Origin of the sequence: Promicromonospora panici, assembly GCF_900608595.1 — a bacterium.
Lineage (GTDB): Bacteria > Actinomycetota > Actinomycetes > Actinomycetales > Cellulomonadaceae > Promicromonospora > Promicromonospora panici.
Genome location: NZ_UWYY01000015.1, coordinates 1 through 24,016, shown reverse-complemented (window position 1 = coordinate 24,016; position 24,016 = coordinate 1). Strand labels below are relative to the sequence as shown.

Here is a 24,016-nt window from a genome sequence, read left to right as displayed (position 1 = left end):
GGTTGTAGGTGTGCCGGGCGTCTCCCGGCGGCGGATCGGTCAAGAGTAAGCGAGACGTACCTCACAGTGCGAACGCCCTGCTCAGGGGTTTGTAGCGCCCTGAGCAGGAGTCACACCCGGAACATCACGCCCGAGCGAGGGTACCTCAGCCAGGTTGCGAGACGGTCTCACACGGCGTGGTTGTGGGCGTGATCGTTGCTGCTACGTGCCCGTTCTAGGCGCAACGATCACGCCCACAACCAATCAGGCGGTGACGTGGGACTGGTAGCGGGCGATTCTGGCGAACTCCTCCGGGTCCAGGCTCGCCCCGCCCACCAGGGCGCCGTCGACGTCCGGCTGCGCCATGATCTGCGCGACGTTGCCCGACTTCACCGAGCCGCCGTACAGGACGCGGACGCCGTCGGCGACGCTCGGGTCGCACAGCTCGCCGAGCACCCGGCGGATCGCGCCGCACACCTCCTGCGCGTCCTCCGGGGTCGCCACCTCGCCGGTGCCGATGGCCCAGACGGGCTCGTAGGCGATGACGATCTGCGCGATCTGCTCGGTCGGGACGTCGACCAGCGCGGCCTCGACCTGCGCCAGCGTGTACGACACCTGGTTGCCCGCCTTACGGACCTCCAGGCCCTCGCCGACGCACAGGATCGGGGTCAGGCCGTGGGCGAAGGCGGCGCGCACCTTGTCGTTCACGAGGTCGTCGGACTCGGCGTGGTACTCACGGCGCTCCGAGTGCCCGATGACGACGTAGGTGCAGCCCAGCTTCGACAGCATCGACCCGGAGATCTCGCCGGTGTACGCGCCGGACTCGTGCTTGGAGATGTCCTGGGCGCCGTAGACGAGCTCCAGCTTGTCGCCGTCCACGAGCGTCTGCACCGACCGCAGGTCGGTGAACGGCGGCAGCACAGCCACCTCGACCGCGGAGTAGTCGTGCTTGGCGTCCTTCAGGGACCAGGACAGCTTCTGGACCGTGCTGATCGCCTGCTGGTGGTCCAGGTTCATCTTCCAGTTGCCCGCCATCAGCGGCGTGCGAGTGGTAGCCACGTGTTTCTTCCTTCGTTATGAGTTCTGTGGAGGTACGGCTGGTGTCAGTCGGCGAGGACGGTGAGCCCCGGGAGCTCCTTGCCCTCCAGCAGCTCCAGGCTCGCGCCTCCGCCGGTCGAGATGTGGCTGAACCCGGCCTCGTCGAAGCCGAGGGCGCGCACGGCAGCCGCCGAGTCGCCGCCGCCCACGATGGAGAACGCGCCCGCCGTCGTCGCCTCGATGATGCCCTGCGCCACGGCCTTGGTGCCCGCGGCGAACGCCTCGAACTCGAAGACGCCCATGGGGCCGTTCCACGCGATGGTCTTCGCGTCGGCGAGCTTGCCGGCGAACAGCTTGCCCGACTCCGGGCCGATGTCGAGGCCCAGGGTGCCGTCGGGGATCGCGTCGGCGCCGACGACCTGGTGCGGCGCGTCCGCGGCGAACGAGTCCGCCGCCACGATGTCGACGGGCAGCACGATCTCGACGCCGTTCTCCTCCGCCGTGGCGATGTAGCCCTTGACGGTCTCGATCTGGTCCTCCTCCAGCAGGCTGTTGCCCACCGAGAGCCCCTTGGCCGCCAGGAACGTGAAGACCATGCCGCCGCCGATGAGCAGGCGGTCCGCCTTGGTCAGCAGGTTCGCGATGACGCCCAGCTTGTCCGACACCTTGGACCCGCCGAGCACGACGGCGTAGGGCCGCTCGGGGTCGCCGGTCGCCTTCGACAGCGACTCGACCTCGCCCAGCACCAGGTCACCGGCCGCGGCGGGCAGCACCTGCGCGACGTCGTACACCGACGCCTGCTTGCGGTGCACGACGCCGAAGCCGTCCGAGACGAACGCGTCGGCGAGCTGCGCCAGCTCGCCGGCCAGCTCGGCGCGCTCGGCGTCGACCTTGGCGGTCTCGCGGGCGTCGAACCGGACGTTCTCCAGGAGGGCGACCTGGCCGTCGGCCAGTGCCTCCGCGGTCGCCTTCGCCGACGGGCCGACGAGGTCCTCGGCGAGCACCACGTCCTGCCCGAGCAGCTCACCCAGGCGGGCCGCGACGGGCGCGAGGGAGTACTGGGGGTCCGGCGTGCCCTTGGGGCGGCCGAGGTGTGCCATCACGACGACGCGCGCGCCGGCGTCGGTCAGCCGCTTCAGCGTCGGCAGGGCCGCGCGGATGCGGCCGTCGTCGGTGATGGTGGTCCCGTCGAGCGGGACGTTGAAGTCGGAGCGGACCAGGACGCGCTTGCCGCGCAGGTCGCCGAGGGAGTCGATGGTCTTCATGAGCACTCCAGAGTGAGATTCCAGCTGCCGAGGTTCCGTGACACGACGACGTCCGCGTGCGCCGGCAGGCCGATGCGCACGCGGACGTCGTGGTTCACGCTGGGACGAAGAAGGTCAGAGCTTCTCGCCGACGAACACGGTGAGGTTCACGAGGCTGTTCGAGTAGCCCCACTCGTTGTCGTACCAGGAGACGACCTTGACCTGGTTGCCGATCACCTTGGTGAGCTTCGCGTCGTAGATGCTCTGGTGCGGGTTGGTCACGATGTCCGAGGAGACGATGTCGTCCTCGACGTACTCCAGGATGCCCTTGAGCGGGCCCTCGGCGGCGGCCTTGACCGCGGCGTTGACCTCCTCGAGCGTCACGTCACGCGGCGCCTCGAACGTGAGGTCCGTGGCCGAGCCCGTGATGACCGGCACGCGCAGCGCGTAGCCGTCCAGCTTGCCCTTGAGCTCCGGGAGCACCAGCGACACGGCCTTGGCGGCACCGGTCGTGGTGGGGACGATGTTCTGCGCGGCCGCACGGGCGCGGCGCAGGTCCTTGTGCGGACCGTCCTGCAGGTTCTGGTCACCCGTGTAGGCGTGGATCGTGGTCATGAGGCCACGCTCGATGCCGATCGAGTCGTTCAGCGCCTTGGCCAGCGGGGCCAGGCAGTTCGTGGTGCACGACGCGTTCGAGATGATGTGGTGCGCCGCCGGGTCGTACAGCTCGTTGTTGACGCCCATCACGAAGGTGGCGTCCTCGTTCTTGGCCGGGGCCGAGATGATGACCTTCTTGGCGCCGGCGTCGATGTGCGCCTTGGCCTTGGTGGCGTCCGTGAAGAAGCCGGTGGACTCGATGACGATGTCCGCGCCCAGCTCGCCCCAGGGGAGGTTCGCGGGGTCGCGCTCGGCGAGCGCACGGATCTTCTTGCCGTCCACGATGATGTTCTCGTCGTCGAAGTCGACGGTCTTGCCGAACCGGCCCAGGACGGTGTCGTACTTGAGCAGGTGCGAGAGCGTCTTGTTGTCGGTCAGGTCGTTGACACCGACGACCTCGATGTCTGCACCCGACTCGACGAGAGCCCGGTAGAAGTTCCTGCCGATACGGCCGAAGCCGTTGATGCCGACGCGGATGGTCACAATGCCCTCCTCAGGGGGCGCCGGCCGTCCCGGCGCACACGTTTCCTTGGTTCTTTCGCGACTGCCGTCGATGCCCGACGGCGAAGTGCGTTGCCGGGATTTCCGGGCGCCGCGACCCCGCGACGACCCGAACGGGAAACGCGATGGTCACGGCGTCGTCACCTGACGAATTCGAGCCTATACCCGAACCCGGCCGAACCGTGACCCGAGCCGGACAGCATGGAACTCACGGTTCTGTTCGTTCTCACAAACCGGATCCGACCCGGCCCCAGGGTGGGCGGGCGGGCAGCACAGGCCGAGCGGGCGCGGGTCAGAGATCGAGCAGGTCAGCGGGGAGCCCTGCCTCGGTGTCGGGTATACCCAGCTCGAGGGCGCGCTTGTCCGCCGTCGACAGCAGACGGCGGATCCGGCCCGCCACGGCGTCCTTGGACAGCTGCGGCTCGGCCAGCCGTCCCAGCTCCTCCAGCGACGCCTGTTTGTGCGCGAGGCGCAGCTCACCGGCCTGGCGCAGGTGGTCCGGCAGCTCGTCGCCCAGGATCTCGAAGGCCCGCTGCACCCGCGCGCCCGCCGCCACGGCGGCCCGGGCGGAGCGGCGCAGGTTCGCGTCGTCGAAGTTCGCGAGGCGGTTGGCCGTGCCGCGCACCTCGCGGCGCTCCCGCCGCTCCTCCCAGACCTTGAGCGTCTCGGGGGCTCCGATCCGCTCCAGCATCCGCCCGATCGAGTCGCCGTCGCGGATCACCACGCGGTCGATGCCGCGCACCTCGCGGGACTTGGCGGCCACGCCCAGGCGGCGGGCTGCCCCGACGAGCGCGAGCGCCGCCTCCGGCCCGGGGCTGGTGATCTCGAGGGCCATCGACCGGCCGGGCTCGGTGAGCGAGCCGTGCGCCAGGAACGCGCCGCGCCACACGGCCTCCGCCTCCTGCACGCCCGCTGACACGACCTCGGGCGCGAGGCCGCGCACGGGGCGGCCTCGCGCGTCGAGGAGTCCGGTCTGGCGGGCGAGCGACTCGCCCTCACGCACCACCCGCACCACGAACCGCGAGGTCTTCCGCAGCCCACCCGCCTGGACCACGATGAGCTCGCTCGTGTGCCCGTACAGGTCGTGGATGGCATGCCGCAGACGGGTAGCGGCCGACTCCGTGTCGAGCTCGGCCTCGATCACTACCCGACCGGAGATGATGTGCAGCCCGCCGGAGAACCTCAGCGTGGCGGAGACCTCCGCCTTCCGGCAGGACGTCTTCGCCACCCTCACCCGCGCGAGCTCCTCCTTGACCTGTCCCGTGAGCGCCATGGCGTCATACTGCCATGGTCACGCGCCGACCAACCGGGTGGAATCGCGGAAACTCGGGCGTTTTGTCTCGGCGTGTCGCGTCACACATGTTGTTCGCCACGCCACGACCGGCCAGCCCTCGCGAAAACGCGCCTCACCGCGGCGCCTTCTCCCCCGCCGTCACGGCGAACGGCAGGTGGTTGCCCGCCAGCGGCGCGGCGCTGGTCCCGAAGTCCGTGAACGCGTACGACGGGTTCACCGCGCGGTTCAGATCCAGGCGCAGCGTGTCCGACGTCGCGATCGCCACCTCCGCCGCCTCGTCCGTCTGGTCCGCGCCGGCGCCCGCGCCGTCCGGAGTGGTGACCTGGAGCACCCGCCACGGCGCGACGCCGTCGGCCTCGTCGCTGAACACGACGACGGGCGCCGTCAGGCTGCCCGTGAGCGCGAGGGTGGCCGCGTGCCCCCCGACCACGAGGTCGACCTCGCCGAACGCCTCGACGTGGTGCACCAGTCCCGCCCGCGCGCTGCCCACGGTGACGGCCTCCGGCTCGTCGTACCAGCGCACGGGGACGTCGAGCACCCACGCGGGGTCGTAGTCGAACGTCGGGACGCCGTCGAACGCGGTACGCGTGGCGGCCTGCGGATCGAGCGGTCGGACGCCGTGCCGGCCCGTGCGCAGCACGACCTCGACCGCGACCGCGCGCTCGCCGTCCGGGCCCTCCACGGAACTGTCGCGCCCGTCCGGGAGGAACGTGCCGAGGATGCGGCTGCGCCCGTCGCGGACGCCGATCGCCGTCGGGCCGTCCGGCTCGATGTGCTCGCCGGTCAGCGCGGTCGTGTCCCCCGCTACGGGCTGCGTGAACAGCGCCCCGTTGGCGGACCACCACTCGCCGGGCAGGCCGGGCAGGCGCTGGGGCCGCGACGTCGGCCAGTGCAGGGCGACCGGACTCAAGGGCCCGTATGGCTCACGCAGCTCACGCTCGCGCGCGGCGCGCCATGCGACGTGCGCGCGGACGGCGGCGTCGTCGATGGTGGTCACGCTGGGCGTACCGGTCTGCGGAGCCTCGGTCATGTCTCATGTCCTCTCGGTCGGGGTGCCGCCTGTAGCAGCAATTGCCCCCACCGCTACAGGACGGCTGGGCGGCCCGAATGGTTGTTCTGCGAACGGGTGAAGTCGCAGGCAATTTATCCTATCAGTCCAATGTGTATCGGATTGATAGGGAATTGTCTGCTCGAAGTTACGTCGCTGATCAGGGCATGTCAACGGAGCGCACCGCCGGCCGGGTCACGGCCCGTCCAGGCCCCGCAGCCCGGACGGGACCGGCCGCAGGCGGGCAACGTCAGACGTCGCCGTAGATGCCCTCGAACACGTCCCGGTAGGCGGCGGCGAGGCGTAGCCCGTCGTGCCGGGCGGTGTCGTCGCCGCGCCGGACCTGCCGCATGATCACGCGTGCGCCCATGGACGCGGCCGCGGCTTCCAGGGCCGTCACGTCCTCGACGGCGGACGGGTCGGCCAGGACGGCGTCGATCCGCAGGCCTGGAGCGTGCTTGTGCAGCGCCTCCAGGTGGTCGACGGCGGTGAGCCCCTCGGTCTCGCCGTTCTCCGCCGACAGGTTCAGCGTCACGCAGCGTCGCGCCTTGGTGGTGTGCAGGGCGTCCGCGAGGGCCGGCACCAGCAGGTGGACGAGCACCGACGAGTACCAGGACCCCGGCCCCAGGACCACCCAGTCGGCGTCGAGCACGGCCTGCACCGCCTCCGGCGCGGCGGGCGGATCCGCCGGGAGCAGGCGCAGCTGCTCGATCCGGCCCTCGGTGACGGCCACCTTGCTCTGCCCGACCACGGTCTGCAGCGCCGGCTCGGGCTCCCCCGGCGCCGCGGCGTGCCGGACGTCCGCCTCGACGACCAGCGGCACCGAGGCCATCGGCAGCACCCGGCCACGGGCGCCGAGCAAGCGGCCGACCCAGTCGAGGCCCTCCACCTCGTCGCCGAGCAGCTCCCACAGCGCCACGATCAGCAGGTTGCCCATGGCGTGGTTGTCCAGCTCGCCCGACGACGAGAAGCGGTGCTGCAGCATCGCGCTCCACGTACGGCCCCACTCCGAGTCATCGCAGAGCGCCGCGAGCGCCATCCGCAGGTCGCCCGGGGGCAGCACGTCGAGCTCCTCGCGCAGCCGGCCGGAGGAGCCGCCGTCGTCGGCCACCGTGACGACGGCCGTGAGGCGGTCCGACATGAGGCGCAGCGCGGACAGGCTTGCCGAAAGGCCGTGGCCCCCGCCCAGTGCGACGACTGACGGGTTCTTGCTCCACTCCGGTGCGGGCGCGTCGGGCAGCCCCGGTGCGTGCGGGATCATTCGCGGCCCAGATCACGCGCCGAGACGGAGACGAGCTGTCCCCGGGCGCGAAGACGTTCGGCGATGGCGTCCGACATCGCGACGGACCGGTGCTTGCCGCCCGTGCATCCCACGGCGATGGTCACGTAGCGCTTCTCCTCGTTGAGATAGCCGGCGAGCACCGGCGCCAGGGCGTCGACGTAGCGGTCCACGAACTCGACGGCGCCCGGTCGGGCGAGCACGTAGTCGCGTACGGGCTGGTCACGTCCCGTCAGGTGCCGCAGCTCGGTGATCCAGTACGGGTTGGCCAGGAACCGTACGTCCACCACGTGGTCGGCGTCCAGGGGTATGCCGTACTTGAACCCGAACGAGATGACGTTGATGCGCAGCACCTCGGTGGCGTCGTGTGCGAGCCACGCGCGGATCTCGCGGGCGAGGTCGTGGACGGACAGCTCGGACGTGTCGATCCGCAGGTCGGCCCGCTCGGCAAGCGTCGCGACGACGGACCGCTCCTCGGCGATGCCGTCCAGGATGCGGCCGTCGCCCTGCAGGGGGTGCGGGCGGCGCACCTGCTCGAAGCGGCGCACGAGGACCTCGTCGCTGGCGTCCAGGAAGAGGATCCGGTAGGCCACCCCGGCCTCGGTCATGTGCGCGAGGACCTTGTCCAGCTCCGGGAAGAAGTGCCGGCCGCGCACGTCCACGACGACGGCGACGCGCTCGATGCTCGAACCCTTGGCCATGAGGTCGACCAGGGGCACGAGCATCATGGGCGGCAGGTTGTCGACCACGTACCAGTCGAGGTCCTCCAGCACGGCAGCCGCGCGCGAACGGCCGGCGCCCGACATTCCGGTGATCACCAGCACCTGCGGTTGGCTGTGCTCGGGAGCGGGCGTGGACGCCTCGACCTCGGCGATTCCGTCGGGTGCGGTGGTGGGCGACGGCTCGGTGTTGCTCATGGCTCCAAGCATGCCAGCGTCAGGCCTTCAGGGCCGCCACCACCGCCTCGGCGGTCTTGTCCCCCATACCGCGCAGGCTGGCGATCTCCTCGACGCTCGCGGCCTTGAGCCGCTTGACCGACCCGAAGTGGGTCAGCAGCATCTTCTTGCGCGCCGGCCCGAGCCCCGGTACGTCGTCGAGCACGGACGCCGTCATGCCCTTGCTGCGCCGCCTGCGGTGCTGCGTGATGGCGAACCGGTGCGCCTCGTCGCGGACGCGCTGCAGCAGGTACAGGCCCTCGCTGGAGCGCTGCAGGATGACCGGGTAGTCCTCGCCCGGCACCCACACCTCCTCCAGCCGCTTGGCGAGGCCGCAGAGCGCGACGTCGGTGATGCCGAGCTCGTCCATCGCCTGCTTCGCGGCGGCGACCTGGGGCGGCCCGCCGTCGACCACGACGAGGCTCGGTGGGTACGCGAAGCGCGCCTTCTCCTCCGGCGCGTCGGCGACGACCTCGCCGTCGGCCATCTCGACGTCGTTGGCCTTGAGCCGGTCGCTGAGGTAGCGCTTGAAGCGGCGCGTGATGACCTCGTGCATGGCCTGCGTGTCGTCGCGGGCACCATCGCCGTCGGACCCCCGGATGCTGAACGAGCGGTACTCGCTCTTGCGGGGCAGGCCGTCCTCGAAGACGACCATCGACGCCGACTGGTAGGTGCCCTGCGTGTGCGAGATGTCGTAGCACTCGATGCGCAGGGGAGCCGACTCCAGGTCGAGCGCCTCCTGGATCTCCTGCAGGGCCTGGCTGCGGGTCGTGAGGTCACCGGCGCGCCGCGTGCGGTGCAGCATGAGGGCGTGCTCGGCGTTCTTGCGGACGGTGGCCGCGAGCTCCCTCTTGTCGCCGCGCTGGGGCACGCGCACGTCCACGCGGGCGCCGCGCAGGCCGCTGAGCCAGGTGCCGATCTGCTCCAGGTCGGGCGGCAGCACCGGCACGAGGACCTCGCGCGGCACGGCGTCCCGGGCCTCCGCCCCCGTCGTCTCCTCAGCGGATCCGTACACCTGCTGCAGCAGGTGCTCCACGAGCTCGCCGTCGGTGATGTCCTCCACCTTCTCGACGACCCAGCCGCGCTGGCCGCGGATGCGGCCCCCGCGCACGTGGAACACCTGGACCGCGGCCTCGAGCTCGTCCCCCACCAGGGCGAAGACGTCGGCGTCCGTGGCGTCGCCGAGCACCACCGCGTTCTTCTCGGTGGCGCGCCGTAGCGCCTCGATGTCGTCGCGCAGGCGGGCCGCCTGCTCGTACTCCATCTCGGCGGCCGCCTCCTGCATGCGCTTGGTGAGCCGCCGCTCGAACTTCGCGGTGTCACCGGCCATGAAGTCGCAGAAGTCCAGCACCAGGGCCCGGTGGTCGTCCACGCTGATGCGGCCCACGCAGGGTGCGGAGCACTTGTCGATATACCCGAGCAGGCACGGGCGGCCCGACTGGCCGGCCCGCTTGTAGACCCCGGCCGAGCACGTCCGGATCGGGAACACCCGCAGCAGCAGGTCGAGGGTCTCACGGATCGCCCACGCGTGCCCGTACGGGCCGAAGTAGCGGGTGCCCTTGCGCTTGGCCCCGCGCATGACCTGGGCGCGCGGGACCTCCTCGCCCAGGGTCACGGCGAGATACGGGTAGGACTTGTCGTCCCGGTACTTCACGTTGAACCGCGGGTCGTACTGCTGGATCCAGGTGAACTCGAGGGCCAGCGCCTCGACCTCCGTGCCGACCACGGTCCACTCGACCGACGCCGCGGTCGTCACCATGCGCTGGGTGCGCTCGTGCAGGTGCGCAACGTCCTGGAAGTAGTTCGCCAGACGCTGGCGCAGGTTGTTCGCCTTGCCCACGTAGATGACCCGGCCGTGCTCGTCGCGGAACCGGTAGACACCGGGCGACGTCGGGATCTCTCCCGCCTTGGGTCGATAGGTAGCTGGATCCGCCATGACCCAAACCTATGCGCTGCCACTGACACGCGGTGAACCGCGGTCAGGCCACCACGCGCAGCGTCACACGGCGACGCGCAGCGGGGTGGGCTCGACGAGGACCGGGAAGTTCACCGACCGGGAGATGAAGCACATCGCGTGGGCCTTGTGGTGCAGGGCCGCGAGGTGCTCGTCCGTCGCGAGCTCGCCCGGGTCGGTGACGACCTTCGGGTGCAGCGTCACGTCCTTGAACGCACCCTCACCCCGCGACTCGACGCGCATGGTGCCGGTCGCCGCGTCGGTGTACTCCCGCACGACCAGGCCCGACTCCGCCGCCAGGTGCAGGAACCACAGCATGTGGCACTGGCTCAGGCTCGCGACGAACAGCTCTTCCGGGCTGTACCGGCCAGGGTCGCCCCGGAACGCGGGGTCCGATGACCCGAGCAGGGGCGGCTTGTGCGGCAGATCGATCTCGTGGTCACGCGAGTACGAGGTGTACGACGACGTACCCGCGTCCCCTGCGCCCGTCCACCGCACCGTTACGGCGTAGTCATGCGTGGCTCCGCTCATGCTGCCCACCCTATGGGTAAACCGGTCCGGGGGAAACGGAAACGCCCGGGACGAGGTAACGGAGAGGGAGCACTGCTACCTCACCGTTACCTCGTCCCAGGCGTACCCGTTTCCCCTCGCGAGCTCTGGTCAGGCGCCCGCGCCGGCCTTGACCTTGCCCGGCGCCTTCTTGGCCACTGGCTTCCGCTTCGCCGCGCCGTTCGTGGGCTGCAGCACCGGGACCTCACCGGCCTGCGCGTGCACCTCGAGGATCTCCGCGAGGTACGTACCGGTGTGGCTCTCCGGGACCGTCGCGACCGCCTCGGGCGTACCCTGCGCGACGACGATGCCGCCGCCGCTGCCGCCCTCGGGCCCCATGTCGACCACCCAGTCGGCGTTCTTGATGACGTCGAGGTTGTGCTCGATCACGATGACCGTGTTGCCCTTGTCGGCCAGTGACTGCAGCACGCCCAGCAGCCGCCGGACGTCCTCGAAGTGCAGGCCCGTGGTCGGCTCGTCCAGCACGTACGCCGAGCGGCCCGACGACCGCTTCTGCAGCTCCGCCGCCAGCTTGACGCGCTGCGCCTCACCACCGGAGAGCGTGGGCGCAGGCTGCCCGAGCCGCACGTAGCCCAGGCCGACGTCGACCAGCGTGGACAGGTGCCGGGAGATCGCCGGGAACGCCTTGAAGAACTCCGCGGCCTCCTCGATCGGCATGTCGAGGACGTCTGCGACCGTCTTGCCCTTGAAGTGCACCTCGAGCGTCTCGCGGTTGTACCGCGCCCCGTGGCACACCTCGCACGGCACGTAGACGTCCGGCAGGAAGTTCATCTCGATCTTGATCGTGCCGTCGCCCGCACAGGCCTCGCAGCGGCCGCCCTTGACGTTGAACGAGAACCGGCCCGGCCCGTACCCGCGGACCTTCGCCTCCTCGGTCTCGGCGAAGATCTTGCGGATCCGGTCCCAGACGCCCGTGTACGTCGCGGGGTTCGAGCGCGGTGTACGGCCGATCGGCCCCTGGTCGACGTGCACGACCTTGTCGAGGTTCTCCAGGCCCGTCACGCGCTTGTGCCGCCCCGCCACACGGCGGGCGCCGTTGAGCTGGTTCGCCATGACCGTGTACAGGATCGAGTTCACCAGCGTCGACTTGCCGGACCCGGAGACGCCGGACACGACGGTCAGCACGCCCAGCGGGAACGACACGTCGACGTTCCGCAGGTTGTTCTCGTGGGCGCCCACGACCGTGACCTGGCGGTCCTTGTCGATCGGGCGGCGCACGGCCGGGACCGGGATCGAGCGGCGGCCGGACAGATACGCGCCGGTGAGCGAGTCCTTCTTCTCCAGCAGCCCGGCGTAGTCGCCCGAGTGGATGACGTCGCCGCCGTGCTCGCCGGCACCCGGGCCGATGTCGACGATCCAGTCGGCCGCGCGGATCGTGTCCTCGTCGTGCTCGACGACGATCAGCGTGTTGCCCAGGTCCCGCAGCCGGGTCAGCGTCTCGATGAGGCGGCGGTTGTCGCGCTGGTGCAGGCCGATCGACGGCTCGTCCAGCACGTACAGGACGCCGACCAGGCCGGAGCCGATCTGGGTGGCGAGCCGGATGCGCTGGGCCTCGCCGCCGGACAGCGTGCCGGCGGGGCGCTCCAGGGTCAGGTAGTGCAGTCCGACGTCGAGCAGGAAGCCGAGGCGCGCGTGGATCTCCTTGAGCACCTCGGTCGCGATCTGCGCCTCGCGGACGCCGAGCTCGATGCCCTTGAGGAACTCGGCGGCCTCGCCCACGGGGAGGCGGCAGACGTCGGCGATGGACAGCCCGTCCACCTTGACCGCGAGCACCTCGGGCTTGAGGCGCGCTCCGCCGCACGTGGGGCACGGGACCTCGCGCATGTAGGCCTCGTACTTCTCCTTGGACCAGTCGGAGTCGGTCTCGCGGTGCCGACGCTCAAGGAACGTCACCGCACCCTCGAACCCGGTCGAGTACTGCCGCTCGCGGCCCCAGCGGTTCTTGTACTTGACGTGCACCTTGTGGTCGCGCCCGTGCAGGATCGCGTCCCTGGCCCGCTGGGGCAGCGCCCGCCACGGCACGTCCATCGAGAACTTCATCTCGTCGGCGAGCGCCGTCAGCACGCGCTCGAAGTACTCCGACGACGTCTGCGCCCACGGGGCGACGGCGCCACCACGCAGCGTCTGCTCGTCGTCCGGCACGATGAGGTCCGGGTCGACCTCCAGGCGGAAGCCGATGCCGGTGCACTCCGGGCATGCACCGTAGGGCGCGTTGAACGAGAAGGTCCGTGGCTCGATCTCGTCGAGCGCCAGGGTGTGCTCGTTCGGGCAGGCACGCTTCTCCGAGAACTTCCGGGTACGCGTCAGGTCGTCGATGTCGGCGTCGACCAGCTCGATCATCACGAGGCCGTTCGCCAGGGTGAGCGCAGTCTCCACGGAGTCCGTGAGCCGGCGCTGCACACCCTCGCGCGACACGAGCCGGTCCACGACCACCTCGATGTCGTGCTTCAGCTTCTTCTCGAGCGTGGGCGGGTCGGTCAGCTGCACGACCTCGCCGTCGACCCGGGCCCGGGAGAAGCCCTTGGCCTGCAGCTCCTTGAACAGGTCGGCGTACTCGCCCTTGCGACCGCGAACCACGGGCGCGAGGACCTGGTACCGCGTGTTCTCGGGCAGCTCGAGGATCTGGTCGACGATCTGCTGGGGCGTCTGCGACTGCACCTTCTCGCCGCACACCGGGCAGTACTGCGTACCCGCGCGCGCGAAGAGCAGGCGCAGGTAGTCGTAGACCTCCGTGATGGTGCCGACCGTGGAGCGCGGGTTGCGGTTGGTCGACTTCTGGTCGATCGACACCGCGGGCGACAGCCCCTCGATGAAATCGACGTCAGGCTTGTCCATCTGACCCAGGAACTGGCGCGCGTACGCGGACAGGGACTCGACGTACCGGCGCTGACCCTCGGCGAAGATCGTGTCGAACGCGAGCGACGACTTACCGGAACCCGACAGCCCTGTGAACACGATCAGCCGGTCCCTGGGCAGGTCCAGAGAAACGTTCTTGAGGTTGTGCTCTCGGGCTCCCGAGACGACGAGGCGATTGCTCACAGAGGCATACTAGGGCGACCCACTGACATTCGCACGCCTGTTCTATGACTCATTCTGACAGACTCGTCACACCCGGGTGCGTCAGTGCACCGGACGGCCGCCGGCCACGCCCGATCGCCGCACGCGTGCCTGCAGGTCCAGCGCCCGCAGCAGGTCCTGCTCGTGGGCGTAGGACCCGTCCACGAGCCGACGCCGCACGTCCACGACCTCCTGCGCGTACTCCGCTGCGGAGTCGAGCTTCTGCAGCTCGAGGTGGACCGACACCATGTTCGACAGCGCAGCCGCCAGGCCCGGCAGGTGGAGGTCCGGGCTCCGGCGCGCGAGGTCCCGGCGCACCCGCACCGCCTCCGCCGTCGGCTCGGCGCCCGCGTCCGGCCGGCCGGCGTCGATGAGGGCTGCCCCCAGGTTGAGCAGCGCGTCGGCGAGGTCGGGCTCGAAGCGGTCCGGATCGCTCACGGCCAGGAGCCGCAGCTGGGCGACTGCCTCTTCGCTGGGCGCCACGGCGTCGGCGGCCCGGCCCAGCTCCGAGAAGAGCACGCCGAGGTTGGACAGCGAGCGCGCCAGGTACTCCTCGCCGGGCTGCCCCTCGTCCGCCAGGCCGCGCCGGATCGCCACCGCCTCCTGCTCCAGGGGCAGCGCCTCCTCCGGCTCGCCGGACCGCGAGTAGGTGACAGCGAGGTTCGACAGGGACGCCGCCAGCATCCGGCGGTACCGGGTCGGGTTCTCCCGGACGAGCCGACGACGGAGCAGGACCGCCTCGCGCTCGACCGTGATCGCCTCGTCCAGGTCGCCGAGCCGGGAGCGGACGGCGCCGAGCGACGCGAGCGTGTAAGCGAGGGTCCACGTGTGCGCGACGGGATTCTCGCGGGCGAGCTCGCGCCGCAGGGCGACGGCCTCGTCGAGCGGCTCGATCGCCTCCCGGTCCCGGCCCAGCGCCGCATACGCGTTGCCCAGGTTCGTCAGCGCGAAACCGAGCTGCGGACGGTGCCGCTGGGCGGACTGCAGCACGAGCTTGCGGCTGAGCTCCAGCGCCTCCAGCGCGACCGGCGGTGCCTCCTCCGGGCGGCTCTCGGTCAGCGTCACCGCGCGGTTGGACAGCGTCTGCGCCAGGGCGACGCCCCACTGCCGCGGGTCGCGCGCCACGAGGGTCCGCAGGATCGGGATCACCTCCGCGATCCCCGCCTCGTGCTCCTGGGGGCGCCCGGTCTCGTCGAACGAGACGGTCAGGCTGATCAGGGTCCGGGCCAGCTCGGGCTCCACCCAGCTCACGTCGCGGTCCGGTGCCGCCCGGCACAGCTCGAGCGCCTCGAGCTGCAGCACCGACGCCTCCTGCGGCAGCCCGGCCCCCCAGTGCGCACTACCGAGCGTGTTGAGCGTGTCGATCAGCGCAGTGCGGTACCGGTCGGCGTCGCCCGCCGCGAGCCGGCGCCAGGCCGCGACGGCGGCGTCCAGGGTGTCGAGCGACTCGGCCAGCCGGCCCGACTCCTTCAGCGCGACGCCCAGGTCGGAGAGTGCCTCGGCCCGGCCCACGGCATCCCGAGCCGCCGCGACCGCCTGCTGGCCGCGGTCGACGTCGTCGGCGGTCCCGCCGAGGAGGCTGCGCGGCTTGAGCACGAACATCGTCCGCAGGGCGCGCGGGTCGTCGCCGCAGGAGTCGGCGGCGCGGCGCAGGAGCTCGCCGGTCAGGTCGGCCACCCCGGACACCTCGCCCAGCTCGACCTCGAGCCGGCGGGCGATGCGCACCACCCGGAGCGCGACCTTGCGGGACAGGCCCCACGTGCAGGAGCCCACCAGGGCGACCGACCTGCCGAGCCGCTCCACGATGAGCAGGTCGCCCATCCGGTCGTGCCCGGCCGCGCTCGCCCCGAGCTCGACCGCGGAACCCTGCAGCCCGAGCAGCCAGCGCGCCCCCGCGCGTCCCGGCAGCCCCGGGACGACGCGGCGCAGCACGTCGCGCGCGCTCGCGACGTCGTCCGCGCCGAGCAGGCACGCCGCCGCCACGACGTCCTGGACCTCGTCGATGGTGAGCTCCAGCCCGGCCTCGCGCGCCGACCACGCCCACGAGCTCGCAGCGACCTCCAGGAGCCCGCGCACCGGGTTCGGCTCGGTCGCCGGGACGGGCGCACCCGCCGCCTCGAGGGCCGCGAGCGCCGCGGCCGCGTGCAGGTCGGACACCCGGGTGCCGCCGACCGGCTCGGGCAGGCGCACCGCGGACACGCCGGGGTCCTCGACGCCGAGGCGCTCGGCGAACGCCGCGACGGCGGCCTCCAGGACGGTCAGGTCGGGCAGCCCGGGCGCCAGCGGCAGGTCGAGCGCGGTCTGTGTGGCGTCGTCGCGCTCGAGGCGCGTCCAGAGCGTCGAGCCCCAGCGCAGCCGGCGTACCCACTCCCCGGCGACGCGGGCGAGCAGGAGGACGCGGGTGCGGCCGTGCGCGCGGCGGGCCACGGCGTCGAGCATGGTGGCCAGGCCGAGCCGGGTAGCGGCGTTGTCCACGACGAACAGCACGTCGCCCTGCGGTCGGGCGCGGACCGTGGCGGCCTCCCGGCCGCGCGGCACGGGGACCACGGTCCAGCCGGACTCGCCCATGCGGGTGCCGAACTCGTTCGCGAGGCGGGTCTTGCCGAAGCCCACGGGAGCGATGACGAGCCGCAGGCTGATCGGCGCGGAGCGCTCGGCCCACGAGCGGAGCTCGTCGAGCTCCTGCTCTCGGCCCATGAAGGGGACGACGGCCTCGGCCGGGTCGAGGAGCGCAGTCGGCCACTGGGCGGCGTCCCGTGGCGCGTCGCCCGGAGCAGCCTGGAGCGGGCCGCGGCGTACCGCCGTGCGGGCGGCCCGGACCGCGGCGGCCAACCGGGTCGACACCTCCGAGACCACCACGATGAGCCAGTCAACCGGACGAACGTCCAGCACCGCAAGGGGTAGACGCAAACCGTTTCACGCAGTTCACGAATACGTCGCCGCCGGAGCCCGCCATCGCCCCGCCGTCAGAGCCCGAACCGCTCAACGTCGCGCATCTTGTTGGTCGCGTCCAGCGCCGCGACCTTGTAGGCCTCGGACAGCGTCGGGTAGTTGAACACGGTGTCGACGAGATGGTCGACGGTGCCGCCGGTGGTCATGATCGCCTGCCCGATATGGATGATCTCCGTGGCCCCCGTACCGAAGACGTGCACGCCCAGCACCTTGCGGTCCTCGGTGGAGACGAGCAGCTTGAGCATCCCGTAGGAGTCGCCCACGATCTGCCCTCGCGCCAGCTCGCGGTAGCGCGCGACCCCCACCTCGTACGGCACGCCCGCCGTGGTGAGCTGGTCCTCGGTGTCCCCGCAGTAGGAGATCTCCGGGATCGTGTAGATCCCGATGGGCTGCAGCTCCAGCACGGACGAGACCGGTTCGCCGAACGCGTGGTAGGCCGCGAGCCGCCCCTGCTCCTGCGACGTGGCGGCGAGCGCCGGGAACCCGATGACGTCGCCGACGGCGTAGATGTGCTCGACGTCGGTGCGGAACTGCTTGTCGACCTGCAGCCGCCCGCGCTTGTCCGCCGCGAGCCCGGCGGCAGCGAGCTCGAGCCCGTCGGTGGAGCCCTGCCGGCCGGCCGAGTAGAGCACGCAGTCGGCCGGGATCCGCTTGCCGGAGGCCAGGGCGGTCACCGTGCCGTCCTCGCCGGCGGTCACGGACTCGACGGTCTCCCCCAGCCGGAACGTGACCGACAGGTCGCGCAGCTGGAACTTGAGCGCCTCGACCACCTCCGAGTCGCAGAAGTCGAGGATCTTCTCGCGGGCCTCCACGACCGTGACGCGTGCGCCGAGCGCGGCGAAGACCGACGCGTACTCGATGCCGATCACGCCTGCGCCGACCACGACCATGGTCCGCGGCACCTCGGTCATGTCGAGGATCCCGTCCGAGTCGACGACGCGGACGCCGTCGAACGCGATGTTGGCGGGCCGGGCGGGCCGGGTGCCGACTGCGACGACTATCTTGTCGGCGGTCAGCCGCCGGACGACGTCGCCCTCGGCGTCCGTCACCTCGATGTCGTGCGGCCCGGCGAACCGGGCGCTGCCTACGACGGTCTCGACGTGGTTGCGGGCGAGCTGGCTGCGCACCACCTCGATCTCGCGCCCGATGACGTGCTGCAGGCGGGCCAGGAGGTCCGGGACGGTGATGTGTTCCTTGAGCCGGTAGCTGGAGCCGTACACGTCGCGCATCTGCAGCCCGGTCAGGTAGAGCACCGCCTCGCGCAGGGTCTTGGACGGGATGGTGCCGGTGTGCAGGCTCACGCCGCCGACCTTGTCGCGCCGTTCGACCACGGCGACTCTCTTGCCGAGCTTCGCGGCGCCGATCGCGGCCTTCTGGCCACCGGGGCCGGAACCGATCACGACGAGGTCGTAGTGGTTCTCACGTGCGTCCATGGTCCGAGTGTGGCGGTAGGAACCGTCAGTGACGAGCGACTTCATCAAGAATTTACCGGTGCCGCCGCCCGGATGGCAGGCTGACGCCCATGAGCATCTACGCCGTCAGCTACACCTACACCGACGACGTCGCCACCCGCGACGAGGTCCGCCCCAGCCACCGTGACTTCCTGCGCGGCCTCAACGCGGAGGGCGTGGTCCGCGCCTCCGGCCCGGTCGACGGCGGGATCGGTGCGCTCGTCATCGTGGAGGCGGAGTCCTCGGACGCGGCGCTGGCCGTCCTCGACGCAGACCCGTTCGAGGTCCGGGGCGTCATCGCCGAGCGCAGCGTGCGCCAGTGGGACGTGGTGATCGGCGGCCTGGCGGGGTAGAGAACCGCCAAAATTCACCCAATATCAGGTCATAGGAATAGTTTTACGCAATAGTCACGTTCGAGGCATAGCGTGGCGTGCTTCGTGGTGCGCATGATGCCTGTTCGAGCACTGCTGACTACGTTCGGGGAGGCACCATATGACCTCTGTCGAGAGTACGACGGCAACCTACGAGGAGATCGGCCCGCGCATCTGCGTGACGCCGCCGTACTACGCACTCCGCGACCTGGCCAGCCCCGCCCCCGGGCTCGCCGGTGCCACGGTCCCGGTCCAGACGCCCACCGGGCGGCAGGCAACCCTGATCAACGTGGCGGAAGCGGGCCGGCACCTCGCCATCCTCGGCCTGTGCGCCGCCGCGTCGACCAACCCGAAGAGCACTCGGCACTACTACCTCGCCCACCGCGGCGTCGGCCGGATGTACCCACCCGTGGGGACCCTGACCACTCTCCACGGGACCGCGAGCGCCCGGATGACCGGGCGCAACCGGGCGGTCGCCGAGACCGAGCTGCACGACGACGACGGGAACATCGTCGCGCGGCTCGACCTCGAGTACCTCGTGATGTCGGTACCGGTCTTCCGGCGCCTCATGGGCCCGGCCACCGGCCCCGACGCGGCCGAGCCCGGCAATCCGTACAGCGCGCCGGCACCGCTCGCCGACGTCGCCGCCGACACCCACAACGCCACGGCCAAGCTGGCCGTCGAGGCCATCATGTGCCAGGGGCATTTCGCCGGCTACCCGGCGCTGCCCGTGTCCGTGGCGGGCTACGCGTCGTTCGCGCTCTTCGACCACGTCCTGGAGGCGGCCGCCGGACCGGACGCCCAGTGGCAGGCCGGCGTCTACCGGCTACGGGCCGACCATCTCGCGGCGGCGGGCCAGACCTGCGTGGTCGACGTCGAGCCGAGGGCGCCCGCCGAGCCCGACACCCACGACCGGGCGTTCTCCGGGACGCTCCGGTCCGGGGACAGGAACGTCTTCGCGATCCAGATGGACTACACCACCGTCTGACTACTGGTGTCCCCGCCGGTCTCCGCCGGTCTCCGCCGGTCGAGCTCGTCGAGACCTGTCTCGACGAGCTCGACCAGCGGAACGAGCTCGACCAGCGGAACCTGGCCGGCGAAGCTCGCGGCGGTCAGGCCCTTACTTCGCCGCCTCCTCCGCCGCCTCCTCGGCCTCCTCCTCGGCCTTCTCGGCGGCGATCCGCGCCGCGTCGATCCGCTCGTCGTACGCCGACTTGATAAGGCTCGCGACCGTGCCGACCGCCAGCGATACGACGATCACCGTGAGCGACAGCCAGATCGGGACCTCGGGCGCCCACTCGAAGCCCTCACCGCCGTTGATCCACGACAGCGTGTTGGTGTGCAGCGCCTCGAGGATCAGCTTGATACCGATGAAGCCGAGGATCGCCGAGAGGGCGTACGGCAGGTACACCAGCCGGTCGAGCAGACCGCCCAGCAGGAAGTAGAGCTGGCGCAGGCCCATCAGCGCGAACAGGTTCGTCGCGAACACGATGAACGGGTCCCGCGTGATGCCGAAGATCGCGGGGATCGAGTCGACAGCGAACAGGACGTCCGTGGAGCCGATCGCCAGGAACACGATGATCAGCGGGGTGAAGAGCCGGCGGCCGTCGATCGTGGTCGTCAGCTTCCCTTCGTTGTACTGGTGGTGCAGCGGGAGGACCCGCCGCATCACGCGGATGAGCGCGTTCTCCTTGTAGTCGTCGTGCTCCTCCGGCGTCTCCGGGATCGCCTGCTGGATCGCCGTGTAGATGAGGAACGCGCCGAAGATGTAGAAGAGCCAGGTGAACTGCTCGATCAGTGCCGCACCCGCGAGGATGAACACGGCGCGGAAGATCAGCGCCATGATGATGCCGATCATCAGCACGCGCTGCTGCTGGTCCCGGGGCACCGCGAACCGGGCCATGATGATGACGAACACGAACAGGTTGTCGACGCTCAGGGAGTACTCCATGAGCCAGCCGGCATAGAACTCCGCCGCCGGCGTGACGCCACCGACGCCCCAGACGACCAACCCGAAGATCACCGCCAGGCCCACGTAGAAGCCCACCCAGATGGCGCTCTCCTTCATGGACGGGACGTGCGGTCGTCGGCCGACGATGAGGAGGTCGGCGATCAGCAGGACGAGCATCGCCCCGAGCGAGATCGCCTCGAAGGTCACGGGAAGTTCGTGGACCATTGTTTCCTTCCGGAACTGGGAGGAACGCGCGACCGCATCGAGCCTCCGGTGAGTACAGCAGGGCACCGGAGGTCTTCCTCGCTCGCCCGCGCACCAGCCTGGACGAAACCAGGCGATGACGCACGACGAGCCGGCCAGGCCGAGCTGACGTCATCGGCAGCTGTGATGACGACCAAGCCGTTTCGAGGTACTCCCCTCCAACGGAGGAAGCATACGGGACGCGAGGTTTGTTCCTGAACGTGACGTACGGCACGGAACGGCGAGCCGCCGGAGTGCGGGCAGGTGCCCCGCCAGGCGCGGGTCGGTGCCGGTCAGACCAGCGTGACGACCAGCTTGCCCCGCGCGTGGCCGTGCCCCGCCACCTGCCGGATCGCCTCCACCGCGTCGTCGAGCGGGTACGTGGCGCTCACGACAGGCCGCAGCACGCCGTGCGACACCATCCCGGCGAGCGCGGCGAGGTCCGCGCCGCTCTCGGACAGCGCGACGTTGACGACCCGGTACGGCCGGAACCTCGACACCAGCGGCGCGGAGACCATGTCGGGCATGGATCCGAGCAGGCCGTCCTTGCTCCCGTCGTTGGCGAGGACCACCCCGCCCGGCGCCACGACCTGCCCGAGCGCGCGCAGCGGGTACCGGCCGGCATTGGCGAAGACGACGTCGTAGCGCTGGTCTCCGGCGGTGAAGTCCGCGCGGGTGTGGTCGACGACGTCGGAGGCGCCCAGCTCACGCACCATCGCGGCGTTGCGCCCGCTGCACACGCCCGTGACGTCAGCGCCCCAGGCGGTCGCGATCTGCACCGCGAAGTGGCCGATCCCACCGCCCGCGCCGGTGATCGCTATCCGCTGCCCAGCCGTGAGGCCCGCGGAACGCAGGAACTGCAGCGCCGTGACCGCGGCCATCGGCATGGCCGCCGCCTCCACGTGCGTGAGGTCGACCGGCCGGTGGGCGAGACCGTCCACCGCGGCGACGGCCAGCTCGGCGAAAGTCCCCGCGACACCGAACCCGAACACCTCGTCGCCCACCGCGAAGGTGGTGACGCCGGGCCCGACCGCCACGACGAGGCCGGACAGGTCGGCGCCCCGGACCCGCGGTCGCGGTCCGGTGAACCCGCCCAGCATCGGGCGGGCGACCAACGGCTGCCCCGCGGCGTAGTGCCAGTCGTACGGGTTGACGCCGGCCGCGTAGACCCGCACCAGGACCTGCTCCGCGCCGGGCACCGGGTCGGGCAGGTCACGCACCCCGAGGGCGTCCCAGCCGTACCTGTCCTGCGTCAGTGCCCGCATCACGGCCTCCTGGCCCTGCCCCGCTCCCTGACGTGCTCTGGATTCTCGCGGGATCAGCGTCCTCCAGGCCCGTGACCAGGTCAAGGATGAACCTCACGCCGTCGCGGCCTGCATCTGCCGCAGCTCCTTCTTCAGCCCCGAGATCTCGTCACGCAGCCGGGCCGCCACCTCGAACTGCAGCTCTGCTGCGGCCGCGTGCATCTGCTCGGTCAGCTCCTGGATGAGCTCGGCCAGCTCGCTCGCCGCCGCACCCGCCAGCCGGTTGCCCGACGTCGCGGCCTCCTTCGGCGTACCCGGCACGCGGGCGCCCCGGCCCTCGCCCTTCGCCTTGCGGGCGTTCCGGTACCCGCCGGCCAGCAGCTCCTGGGTGTCCAGGTCCTCGCGGGCGAGCATGTCAGTGACGTCCGCGATCTTCTTGCGCAGCGGCTGCGGGTCGAGCCCGCGCTCGGTGTTGTAGGCGACCTGCTTCTCGCGGCGCCGGGTGGTCTCCTCGATCGCCTCGCGCATGGCCGGCGTGATCTTGTCCGCGTACATGTGCACCTGGCCGGACACGTTACGAGCCGCGCGGCCGATGGTCTGGATGAGGGACCGCCCGGACCGCAGGAAGCCCTCCTTGTCGGCGTCGAGGATCGCCACGAGCGACACCTCGGGCAGGTCGAGGCCCTCACGCAGCAGGTTGATGCCCACGAGCACGTCGTACTCGCCGAGCCGCAGCTCGCGCAGCAGCTCGACGCGGCGCAGCGTGTCGACGTCGGAGTGCAGGTAACGTACCCGCACGTTGCGTTCCAGGAAGTAGTCCGTGAGGTCCTCGGCCATCTTCTTGGTCAGGGTGGTGACCAGCACGCGCTCGTTGCGGTCCACCCGGTCCCGGATCTCGCCCAGCAGGTCGTCGATCTGTCCGGTCGTCGGCTTCACGACGATCTCGGGGTCGACCAGGCCAGTGGGGCGGATGACCTGCTCGACCACGCCGTCGGACAGCGAACGCTCGTAGTCGCCCGGGGTGGCGGACAGGTAGACCGTCTGCCCGATGCGCTCCGTGAACTCCTCCCACTTCAGCGGGCGGTTGTCCATGGCGCTCGGCAGGCGGAAGCCGTGGTCGACCAGCGCGCGCTTGCGCGAGGCGTCGCCCTCGTACATCGCGCCGATCTGCGGCACCGTCTGGTGGGACTCGTCGATCACGAGGAGGAAGTCCTCGGGGAAGTAGTCGAGCAGCGTGTTGGGCGCCGTGCCGGGGTCGCGGCCGTCGATGTGCATCGAGTAGTTCTCGATGCCGGCGCAGGTGCCGATCGAGCGCATCATCTCGATGTCGTACGTGGTGCGCATGCGCAGGCGCTGCGCCTCCAGCAGCTTGCCCTGCTTCTCGAGCTCGGCCAGCCGGTCCTCGAGCTCCTTCTCGATACCGCCGATGGCCCGCTCCATGCGCTCCGGGCCCGCCACGTAGTGCGTCGCCGGGAACACGTAGATCGACTGCTCGTTGCGGACGACGTCACCCGTGAGCGGGTGCAGGGTCTGGATCGACTCGATCTCGTCGCCGAACATCTCGATCCGGATCGCGAGCTCCTCGTACACCGGGATGATCTCCACGGTGTCGCCGCGCACCCGGAACGTGCCGCGGGTGAACGACATGTCGTTGCGCGTGTACTGCATGGTCACGAACTGGCGCAGCAGCTTGTCCCGGTCCACGACGTCGCCCACGTCGAGCCGGACCATGCGGTCCACGTACTCCTGCGGCGTGCCCAGGCCGTAGATGCACGAGACCGAGGCGACCACTATGACGTCGCGCCGCGTGAGCAGCGACGACGTGGCCGAGTGCCGGAGGCGCTCCACCTCGTCGTTGATCGACGAGTCCTTCTCGATGTACGTGTCAGTCTGCGCGATGTACGCCTCGGGCTGGTAGTAGTCGTAGTACGAGACGAAGTACTCGACGGCGTTGTTCGGCAGCAGTTCCCGGAACTCCGTGGCCAGCTGCGCGGCGAGCGTCTTGTTCGGCGCCATCACCAGGGTGGGTCGCTGCAGCTTCTCGACCAGCCAGGCCGTCGTCGCCGACTTACCCGTACCGGTGGCGCCGAGCAGCACCACGTCCTTCTCGCCCGCCTGGATGCGGTCGGACAGCTCGCTGATCGCCGTCGGCTGGTCGCCTGCCGGCTCGTATTCGGAGATGACCTCGAACGGGGCCACCGTGCGCTGCAGATCGGTCACGGGTCGCATGTGACTACGGTACGACCGA

At 70.7% G+C, this 24,016-nt stretch carries 17 protein-coding genes; 2 read left to right on the top strand and 15 right to left on the bottom strand.

Annotated features, from left to right (window positions below; all coding sequences use genetic code 11):
* Nucleotides 1-243 precede the first annotated feature (243 nt).
* The 12 genes from tpiA to sthA all read right to left on the bottom strand — a co-directional run bounded on the left by tpiA (nucleotide 244) and on the right by sthA (nucleotide 17,941).
* Complete coding sequence (gene tpiA / locus EW117_RS17995; RefSeq protein ID WP_242504374.1) at nucleotides 244-1,014, bottom strand: triose-phosphate isomerase; 771 nt, start codon at nucleotides 1,012-1,014, stop codon at nucleotides 244-246.
* A gap of 68 nt (nucleotides 1,015-1,082) precedes the next feature.
* On the bottom strand, nucleotides 1,083-2,282 hold the full coding sequence (locus EW117_RS17990; protein ID WP_129788095.1) for a phosphoglycerate kinase: 1,200 nt from the start codon (nucleotides 2,280-2,282) through the stop codon (nucleotides 1,083-1,085).
* 114 nt (nucleotides 2,283-2,396) lie between these two features.
* Nucleotides 2,397-3,401 (bottom strand): type I glyceraldehyde-3-phosphate dehydrogenase, encoded by a 1,005-nt coding sequence (gap, locus tag EW117_RS17985; protein WP_129788094.1) that lies wholly within the window; start codon nucleotides 3,399-3,401, stop codon nucleotides 2,397-2,399.
* A gap of 310 nt (nucleotides 3,402-3,711) precedes the next feature.
* Complete coding sequence (gene whiA, locus EW117_RS17980; RefSeq protein ID WP_129788093.1) at nucleotides 3,712-4,692, bottom strand: DNA-binding protein WhiA; 981 nt, start codon at nucleotides 4,690-4,692, stop codon at nucleotides 3,712-3,714.
* Nucleotides 4,693-4,825: 133 nt separating this feature from the next.
* Complete coding sequence (locus EW117_RS17975; protein WP_129788092.1) at nucleotides 4,826-5,743, bottom strand: DUF1684 domain-containing protein; 918 nt, start codon at nucleotides 5,741-5,743, stop codon at nucleotides 4,826-4,828.
* 268 nt (nucleotides 5,744-6,011) lie between these two features.
* Nucleotides 6,012-7,022, bottom strand: coding sequence for a gluconeogenesis factor YvcK family protein (locus tag EW117_RS17970; RefSeq protein ID WP_129788091.1), 1,011 nt, complete (start codon nucleotides 7,020-7,022; stop codon nucleotides 6,012-6,014).
* Nucleotides 7,019-7,957 carry an RNase adapter RapZ gene (gene rapZ / locus EW117_RS17965; protein WP_129788090.1) on the bottom strand — a complete coding sequence of 313 codons (939 nt, stop codon included), beginning with the start codon at nucleotides 7,955-7,957 and terminating at the stop codon, nucleotides 7,019-7,021. The genes EW117_RS17970 and rapZ overlap by 4 nt, the downstream gene beginning before the upstream one ends.
* 19 nt (nucleotides 7,958-7,976) lie before the next feature.
* The gene (gene uvrC / locus EW117_RS17960) at nucleotides 7,977-9,911 is read right to left on the bottom strand and encodes an excinuclease ABC subunit UvrC (RefSeq protein WP_129788089.1); all 1,935 of its coding nucleotides are present in this window, start codon (nucleotides 9,909-9,911) and stop codon (nucleotides 7,977-7,979) included.
* A 63-nt stretch (nucleotides 9,912-9,974) separates the two neighbouring features.
* Entirely contained in the window at nucleotides 9,975-10,460 is a 486-nt protein-coding gene (locus tag EW117_RS17955) for an OsmC family protein (RefSeq protein WP_129788088.1), read from the bottom strand.
* Between the two features lie 129 nt (nucleotides 10,461-10,589).
* Nucleotides 10,590-13,538 (bottom strand): excinuclease ABC subunit UvrA, encoded by a 2,949-nt coding sequence (gene uvrA, locus EW117_RS17950; RefSeq protein ID WP_129788087.1) that lies wholly within the window; start codon nucleotides 13,536-13,538, stop codon nucleotides 10,590-10,592.
* Nucleotides 13,539-13,619: 81 nt separating this feature from the next.
* Nucleotides 13,620-16,448, bottom strand: a complete 2,829-nt coding sequence (locus EW117_RS17945; RefSeq protein WP_129788086.1) for a tetratricopeptide repeat protein — start codon at nucleotides 16,446-16,448, stop codon at nucleotides 13,620-13,622.
* 74 nt (nucleotides 16,449-16,522) lie between these two features.
* Complete coding sequence (gene sthA, locus EW117_RS17940) at nucleotides 16,523-17,941, bottom strand: Si-specific NAD(P)(+) transhydrogenase (RefSeq protein WP_129788085.1); 1,419 nt, start codon at nucleotides 17,939-17,941, stop codon at nucleotides 16,523-16,525.
* Between the two features lie 89 nt (nucleotides 17,942-18,030).
* Here sthA and EW117_RS17935 point away from each other — a divergent pair, with 89 nt between their 5' ends.
* A complete protein-coding gene (locus tag EW117_RS17935; RefSeq protein WP_129788084.1) occupies nucleotides 18,031-18,312 on the top strand; it encodes a YciI family protein in 282 nt (93 codons plus the stop codon).
* 139 nt (nucleotides 18,313-18,451) lie between these two features.
* Nucleotides 18,452-19,318 carry a hypothetical protein gene (locus EW117_RS17930; RefSeq protein WP_129788083.1) on the top strand — a complete coding sequence of 289 codons (867 nt, stop codon included), beginning with the start codon at nucleotides 18,452-18,454 and terminating at the stop codon, nucleotides 19,316-19,318.
* 132 nt (nucleotides 19,319-19,450) lie between these two features.
* Here the strand turns inward: EW117_RS17930 and EW117_RS17925 are convergent, their stop codons facing one another.
* The 3 genes from EW117_RS17925 to uvrB all read right to left on the bottom strand — a co-directional run bounded on the left by EW117_RS17925 (nucleotide 19,451) and on the right by uvrB (nucleotide 23,997).
* Nucleotides 19,451-20,506: a TerC family protein gene (locus EW117_RS17925; protein ID WP_129788082.1), complete on the bottom strand. Its 1,056-nt coding sequence runs from the start codon at nucleotides 20,504-20,506 to the stop codon at nucleotides 19,451-19,453.
* A 311-nt stretch (nucleotides 20,507-20,817) separates the two neighbouring features.
* Nucleotides 20,818-21,789: an NAD(P)-dependent alcohol dehydrogenase gene (locus tag EW117_RS17920; RefSeq protein ID WP_129788081.1), complete on the bottom strand. Its 972-nt coding sequence runs from the start codon at nucleotides 21,787-21,789 to the stop codon at nucleotides 20,818-20,820.
* A 93-nt stretch (nucleotides 21,790-21,882) separates the two neighbouring features.
* A complete protein-coding gene (uvrB, locus tag EW117_RS17915) occupies nucleotides 21,883-23,997 on the bottom strand; it encodes an excinuclease ABC subunit UvrB (protein ID WP_129788080.1) in 2,115 nt (704 codons plus the stop codon).
* Between the last annotated feature and the right edge of the window lie 19 nt (nucleotides 23,998-24,016).

Coding starts and splice junctions, on each gene's coding strand:
- uvrB (WP_129788080.1), bottom strand. CDS start 23,997: ATGCGACCCGTGACCGATCTGCAGCGCACGGTGGCCCCGTTCGAGGTC.
- EW117_RS17955 (WP_129788088.1), bottom strand. CDS start 10,460: ATGAGCGGAGCCACGCATGACTACGCCGTAACGGTGCGGTGGACGGGC.
- whiA (WP_129788093.1), bottom strand. CDS start 4,692: ATGGCGCTCACGGGACAGGTCAAGGAGGAGCTCGCGCGGGTGAGGGTG.
- EW117_RS17920 (WP_129788081.1), bottom strand. CDS start 21,789: ATGCGGGCACTGACGCAGGACAGGTACGGCTGGGACGCCCTCGGGGTG.
- EW117_RS17935 (WP_129788084.1), top strand. CDS start 18,031: ATGAGCATCTACGCCGTCAGCTACACCTACACCGACGACGTCGCCACC.
- EW117_RS17925 (WP_129788082.1), bottom strand. CDS start 20,506: ATGGTCCACGAACTTCCCGTGACCTTCGAGGCGATCTCGCTCGGGGCG.
- tpiA (WP_242504374.1), bottom strand. CDS start 1,014: ATGGCGGGCAACTGGAAGATGAACCTGGACCACCAGCAGGCGATCAGC.
- EW117_RS17930 (WP_129788083.1), top strand. CDS start 18,452: ATGACCTCTGTCGAGAGTACGACGGCAACCTACGAGGAGATCGGCCCG.
- EW117_RS17990 (WP_129788095.1), bottom strand. CDS start 2,282: ATGAAGACCATCGACTCCCTCGGCGACCTGCGCGGCAAGCGCGTCCTG.
- EW117_RS17975 (WP_129788092.1), bottom strand. CDS start 5,743: ATGACCGAGGCTCCGCAGACCGGTACGCCCAGCGTGACCACCATCGAC.
- uvrC (WP_129788089.1), bottom strand. CDS start 9,911: ATGGCGGATCCAGCTACCTATCGACCCAAGGCGGGAGAGATCCCGACG.
- rapZ (WP_129788090.1), bottom strand. CDS start 7,957: ATGAGCAACACCGAGCCGTCGCCCACCACCGCACCCGACGGAATCGCC.
- EW117_RS17970 (WP_129788091.1), bottom strand. CDS start 7,022: ATGATCCCGCACGCACCGGGGCTGCCCGACGCGCCCGCACCGGAGTGG.
- sthA (WP_129788085.1), bottom strand. CDS start 17,941: ATGGACGCACGTGAGAACCACTACGACCTCGTCGTGATCGGTTCCGGC.